This is a genomic window from Nostoc flagelliforme FACHB-838 (assembly GCF_014698065.1).
GTDB lineage: Bacteria > Cyanobacteriota > Cyanobacteriia > Cyanobacteriales > Nostocaceae > Nostoc > Nostoc flagelliforme_B.
On sequence record NZ_JACJSI010000358.1, the window covers coordinates 1 to 5,947 of the forward strand.

Genomic DNA, 5,947 nt, shown 5'->3' on the forward strand with positions numbered 1-5,947 from the left:
TTTAATAGCAGATTCAACTGCTCCAGAACCAATAGAACAAAGTTGTTCAGCCTGGTAATAGGCATAGTTGACAATACGAGAGCGATGTTTTTCTAGATAAGCAATGAAGTTCTTCGCCTGTTTATCTCGGCAATGAAGAAATAAAGCTTGAGTATTATCTACCTGACCTTGCCATAACAGAGTTTCAGCAGCTTTTAGGCGCTTTAAAGAACCGCCAACTTTATAGAGATTTTTTTTGAGGTGATACCAATCTAAAATTTCCCAACGCCCAAAATTCTCACTTTTACAAAACTCTTTGACGAGATTCCACACACCATCATGACCATCACCCAAGCAGACTAACGGATTAACAAGACGCTGGCTATTGACATAATCAACTAATGATTGGTTGTCATCAAAAAACGCACCATAGTAAATCCCTTGTAGACGAACAGTTTTATAGTCTCGCCAGTGACAGCCTGCTTGAGGTTGTCCGCTAAGTCGGACTTTTCCCCCATCCACACTCACTTCTGACACAGCTTGTTTTGCTACGGGTAGCTGAAAATCCTGTTCGAGAACTAGTTTTTGTTGTGTCGTGTGGCCAACTTTCACTCCTGTTAATGCCTCAATCTCGATTTCTGCTTTTTGATATGATTCATTTGCTGATAGCCTTAAACAGCACTTTTGAAGTAATGGACTTAATCGACTCCTTGGTTTCAAACCTAGCCTCTGTATCTGTTTAGCTTTTAATTTCAGTTCCCCAACTAAGCTTTTGATTTTCCTCGTTTTACCGATGTTTGTTTTTGTTGTTTGTTTGATAAAAAAAGGGCTATTTCTGGGCTGACTAATTCTAATACTTGACTGCGAACTGTTTTTTCTATGCCTTCGAGGTCTGCCACCTTACTTTTGTCTGCTTCTTCATACAGCAGTGTTGACAATTCTTGTAAGCAGGCTTTTATCCGTTCTTGTTTTTCTTGGTTCATTATCAGCGATCGCACAGGGTTATTTCCCTTTATATTTTCCCATAAATGATAAATCTTCCAAAAATGGATGCTCCCCTCGTTGACCTTCTGTGGGTTCATGCTTTGTTTCTACCGCACCTACCCTTTTTTCTCAACAGCGTAACTCCTGAACTAAAAAAAGCTGTTTTTGAAACATGCCATGTTTTGCTCATTATTACGGTTAATCAAGTTTATTTAAGAGGATCTCTTCAATAGGCTAGAGCAATTATAGGGTAATTACTAGAGATTACAAAAATCGGCGCAAAATAGAAAACTTTTCTTACAGGCGAATGAGCGGACTGTCTGTGCAGAAAGGATTTTAGCTTTAGATTAGGTTTCTGTTTCAACGCTCATTTACCCTCGGCAGGCACTTTAATATAAAAGATTGTTGAAATAGCAGAGGCAAATTAATGAAGACACTTATAAGGGTATTTGTGGTATTAGCTCTGGTACTGTTCCCAAACATGACCTTGGCTGAACAAATATTGCTCTTAAATCTTAAGTATAAATCTGACAACACGGTGACAAAAGAAATTAAGTTTTATGGAAATGACATCGATCCTAATTCATCGGCAATTGATGACCAATTCTCTCTCTCTCTCTATTGATGGTCAACTCATCAAAGTACCCGATAGTATTTACGGCAGATTAGAAGGTCTGCGGCGAAGCTTCAGTTATGACATTTTATCCGGCGGAATACAACAGAAAGAGATTGGGAAGTTTGTTTGTCGACTTGGTGGACCAGCTAAGGGTATTGTTCTCGAAGCACGTTATCTAACCTACCAGAATACCAGAATAATTAGTAGTCAGATGCGGCCTGTTTTTAGCTTGGCTAGCAACTGCTTGTTCCCTCAGACCTACTCACCAATAAAATCTAATGCTCGTGAAGATGCTCGTGCGGTTGTTGAGATCCTAAACACTCTTAATCTTTTCCTTGCTAAAGAATAGCGATTGCCACTAACGTAACAACGATACCGATTAGTATTTTCTGCTGTTAGACTAGGACTTGACCCAATTAATGAACTTATTGCGCTATACACTCATAAATCACCGCAAATAACCTCAACATCTCATTATTAACGAAGGAGCGTTATCTCAAGGGTAAAGAACAATTTATTTGTTCTTTAGCTTTACTTGTGACGATTGCTTTCTCAATTGCTGTTGCAGGTATGCCTGTCTCAATCGCTTTTAGTAATTCATTACTTTGTATTTTTTAAAACACGAATGACAAATATTCAAGATCCATCATATTAAGTTTTCGTACTTGGGACTAATCCTTAATTTACCTGACTTTGAGGCTTAACTGAACCGTATTGGGATTCTGCCCCGAATTCGCTGCCACTTTAAGTTTCTGCATACGCTCCGGTCGTACATTTGACCTCGCAACTATCGCCTTATGCGACCATTTTTCAACGCTGGTAACAGGCGCGGCGGAACCTTCACCTTCATCAACTGCTAGTTCTACACCCGAAACTGAATTTTCAGCCATCAACGAAGCGCGATTACCTGCTTCTACTTGCCCCTGTGTTTGATGAGCGATCGCTGAACTTGAAGATAATTCATTTACGGCAACGGACGCGACGGAACAAGTACCTTCATGAGGGAATATCGCTTCAACACCATAATCCTGGCTTTTTCCTATCAACAAAGCAGATTGACCCTGTACATCATCCACAAGCGCTAGCGTCGTGCAGTCCATTGCCGTAGGCAAAACTTCCTCCAACTCTTCCACGCTTTCAACAGACTGAGGCGACGCGACCGCCAAGGGAGCGATCGCCGCCTCACAAGAGTGCGAAATTTCGGTAAGCGTGTCAGAGTTACACCTCACAAACTCTTTTGTAGAGTTTGTGAGGTGTTCCTGAACAGTTCGTGAGAGTTTTTGAAACCCTTGCTCTGAATGACTTTGACCTAAAATAGATGCTTCACACAAAGCACGCATTTCTTCACAGCCAGCATCTATCTCTGAGTCCTCAGCATTTAATTCTCGTTTTTCAGCATCTGGTTGCTGAAAAACGAGAATTAGCTTTCTCCCAAAACTCCTTCATTCGGCTGCCATGTAAATTCTTCACCATCCAGACAACGGTTTCTCGGCTATCCTGAATCGACTTGTCCGGCTTGAAAATAAACAACCCGCTTTCAGAAAGAATTTTCTTCGCAGAGATAAAAGTACTGTAACCCATCGCAGTAGAAAGGGGCATCCACCGAGAACCATAAGGGTCAGCCGTCCAGCACTCTTGCCACAATTGCGTAACAGAGGGCTTTTGCTGCGAAGCCCATAACATATCTTCTATGGGAATAATCACATGAAGCCGCTTATACGGTGATTGGGGTTTATTAGCAGCCTTTTTGAGCTTGGGTCTTGTAATAGTTGCGGTCATTGCACAATCTCCTGTTTATGTTGACGCAAGAAAATTTTCCCCACTGTGATATGGGGCTTGGTACTTGTATTTGGTTGTCTAAAGAATCACCGATACGCTGAAAACTTATTGAGGTTGCCAGAATCGCAATTCGTCTCGAAAATACCTGTCAGTCTTTTTCGATTCGTTTTGCCAGTGATCCCATGCAACAATTACCTCATCTCCTAAATCCTGAATCACTTCTCCTCTGGCCACATACAAAGTACGGTATGGGTCAGCGTGAGCAACGATAGAACCAAGCCCGATTATGGGAGGTTCAATATATGCAAATGTTCGCATTGTGGAAACTTACAAGCTGCGGATTGGTCTGGTGATATAGTTCCAGGACAAGACTTGGGAGTTAGCAAGCTTTTTTAGGGTGGGTAAATAATTACGGGCATCTACCCTATGAAAAACAGCAAGAAATGCTGTGGGAATTGGGAGGAGTAGAAATCGGGGTTGGTACTTTAGTCGCAACCAATGAACAAATACAACAAGCAATTGAACCGAGCATTACTGAATTAAGCAGTTGGATAAAACAGACACAACCTAATATTCATGTGGATGAAACGCCTTGGTCAGTTAAAGGAATCAAAGAATGGTTGTGGGTAGTTGCCAATTCTGAGTTCTGCCTATTTACTGCGGCTGACAGTCGTTCTAGAGCCGAACTATCAGCCATTTTAGGGGCTGAATATACAGGGGTAATCAGCAGCGATGATTTTAGCGTTTACAATGGCTATCCAGCTTTTGCCCAACAGAAATGTTTGGCTCATTTACGCCGTCACTTCAAAAAACTAATTATACTTCCAGGTCTCCACAACCAAGCTATTGGTGAAGTGTTTGTTGATTTAATTGATGAAGCTTTTAGGAATTACGCTCAATGGTTCCAGACGCTTGACTCAAGCAGTTACAACGATTGGGTCAATCAATTCAAATCTAAGTTGCACTCCTCACTCAATCAGTGGATTGATTTAGCCGGAGCTACCGCAGGCCAGCTTTTACGCTCTTTACGCAATAAAGCTGATCAGTGGTGGTACTTCCTTGACCATCCTGAAGTTCCCCCTGATAACAATCAGGCCGAACGCTCGCTGCGTTTAGCTGTGACAAAACGTAAAGTTAGTGGTGGTTCGCGTTCGATGGAGCGGTTTCAACACACTGCTAATTTGTTGACGGTAGTACAGACTTGTCGCCGTCAAGGTAAGTCTGTCATTGATTTTTTTGCACAAGCTCTAATTGCTGACTCCAATAATTATCAGTCTCGCCCTTCTTTACTTCCGCAATATTAGACCTGAATCCTTACGAATAATCTAGTAATCAAATTGTGAATATTTTAAAGGATGCCTTACAATTAATCGATAAGCAGACTGCTATTAAAGATTATGATTATTGGTCTTTTTATGAGGCAATTGAACTATTTTTATATGGTGATATGTCTAAAACGGATGATGGAGAAATCTGGGGTGTTAAAGATTTTCATAGCGTTTGGGAGTCTATGTATTTAACGTATATAGTTAAACACATAGAACCAGAATATATCCTACATTTGGATACAAACTATTTATCAAATGACACATTAGCAATAGTCAATAGTAAACCCAAATCAATAAGTTTAAGTGGAGTTTTTACTATAAATGGTAAAAAAATAATACCTGACGCAGTTATTTTTTATCACTCCTTCAATAAACTTAATAGGAAAATTTTTGATATATTTGACTTCAGGAAAAGCTTTATTTTGAATACAAAAAAATGGGATGATTACGGTTATAGCACAAGCTTTACTTGTAAAGATATACTTCGATCCGAAAGCAACGACGCAGTTGACTTATGCTTCGTGAAGGCAGTAGTCGGAAAGTTACCTATTGCATGGATCAGCCGTCTAATAGGGAGCATCCAGTTTTGGAAGATTTACCATTTATGGGAAAATGTAAAGGAAGATAACCCTGTGCGATCGCTGACAATGAACCAAGAGAAACAAGAACGGATCAAAGCCTGCTTACAAGAATTGTCAGCACTGTTGTATGAAGAAGCAGACAAAAGTAAGTTGACAGACCTTGAAGGCATAGAAAAAACAGTTCGCAGTCAAGTATTAGAACTAGTCAGCCCAGAAATAGCCCTTTTTTTATCGAACGAAAAACAGGAACAAAAGTAGGTAAAACCAGAAAAATAAAAAGCCTAGTAGGGGAATTGACTCTCAAAGCCAAACAGCTACAAAGATTGGGTTTAAAGGCAAGAAGTAGGTTAAGTCCATTACTTCAAAAGTGTTGTTTGAGGCTATCAGCAAATCCCGGATTTCTCACCACACCTCGAATGGAGGAGTAATGAGTAGTAAGTAAGGAGTTATGAGTAAGGAGTAAGAAGTTAGGAGTTTAAAATTTTACTTATTACCCATTACTTATTACTCATTACCCATTACTTATTACTCATCATCAAACACAAAGGAGCTTGTGAGAAATGCGGGAAATGAATCATATCAAAAAGCAGAAATTGAGATTGAGGCATTAACAGGGGTGAAAGTTGGTCACACGACACAACAAAAACTAGTTCTCGGACAGGATTTTCAGCTACCATTTG

5 protein-coding genes and 3 pseudogenes are annotated in these 5,947 nt (G+C 40.2%); 4 read left to right on the top strand and 4 right to left on the bottom strand.

The features are described 5' to 3' along the window. Positions 1 to 962 (bottom strand): ISKra4 family transposase gene (locus H6G97_RS43565; RefSeq protein ID WP_190946723.1). Its coding sequence is split into 2 segments (ribosomal slippage), with 963 coding nucleotides annotated over them: positions 1 to 806 and positions 806 to 962; the frame shifts between segments, so codons are not numbered across the junction. This gene is flagged as partial in the annotation. 561 nt (positions 963 to 1,523) lie between these two features. On the opposite strand from H6G97_RS43565, the gene H6G97_RS43570 reads away from it, so the two are divergent. Continuing rightward, positions 1,524 to 1,928 carry a hypothetical protein gene (locus H6G97_RS43570; RefSeq protein ID WP_199350070.1) on the top strand — a complete coding sequence of 135 codons (405 nt, stop codon included), beginning with the start codon at positions 1,524 to 1,526 and terminating at the stop codon, positions 1,926 to 1,928. A gap of 334 nt (positions 1,929 to 2,262) precedes the next feature. Here the strand turns inward: H6G97_RS43570 and H6G97_RS54040 are convergent, their stop codons facing one another. The 3 genes from H6G97_RS54040 to H6G97_RS43580 form a co-directional block, all read right to left on the bottom strand. Next, complete coding sequence (locus H6G97_RS54040) at positions 2,263 to 2,919, bottom strand: hypothetical protein (protein WP_242056006.1); 657 nt, start codon at positions 2,917 to 2,919, stop codon at positions 2,263 to 2,265. 52 nt (positions 2,920 to 2,971) lie between these two features. Next, on the bottom strand, positions 2,972 to 3,358 hold the full coding sequence (locus H6G97_RS54045; RefSeq protein ID WP_242056007.1) for a hypothetical protein: 387 nt from the start codon (positions 3,356 to 3,358) through the stop codon (positions 2,972 to 2,974). A gap of 105 nt (positions 3,359 to 3,463) precedes the next feature. Then, on the bottom strand, positions 3,464 to 3,676 hold the full coding sequence (locus H6G97_RS43580; RefSeq protein ID WP_242056008.1) for a hypothetical protein: 213 nt from the start codon (positions 3,674 to 3,676) through the stop codon (positions 3,464 to 3,466). Between H6G97_RS43580 and tnpC the strand changes: the two are divergent. The 3 pseudogenes from tnpC to H6G97_RS43595 form a co-directional block, all read left to right on the top strand. After that, a pseudogene (gene tnpC / locus H6G97_RS43585) lies at positions 3,662 to 4,662 on the top strand (IS66 family transposase); the annotation flags it as partial. The gene H6G97_RS43580 and the pseudogene tnpC overlap by 15 nt on opposite strands. A gap of 671 nt (positions 4,663 to 5,333) precedes the next feature. Next, a pseudogene (locus H6G97_RS43590) lies at positions 5,334 to 5,668 on the top strand (ISKra4 family transposase); the annotation flags it as partial. A 167-nt stretch (positions 5,669 to 5,835) separates the two neighbouring features. After that, a pseudogene (locus tag H6G97_RS43595) lies at positions 5,836 to 5,947 on the top strand (ISKra4 family transposase); the annotation flags it as partial.

Coding starts and splice junctions, on each gene's coding strand:
- H6G97_RS54045 (WP_242056007.1), bottom strand. CDS start 3,358: ATGACCGCAACTATTACAAGACCCAAGCTCAAAAAGGCTGCTAATAAA.
- H6G97_RS43570 (WP_199350070.1), top strand. CDS start 1,524: ATGGAAATGACATCGATCCTAATTCATCGGCAATTGATGACCAATTCT.
- H6G97_RS43580 (WP_242056008.1), bottom strand. CDS start 3,676: ATGCGAACATTTGCATATATTGAACCTCCCATAATCGGGCTTGGTTCT.
- H6G97_RS54040 (WP_242056006.1), bottom strand. CDS start 2,919: ATGCGTGCTTTGTGTGAAGCATCTATTTTAGGTCAAAGTCATTCAGAG.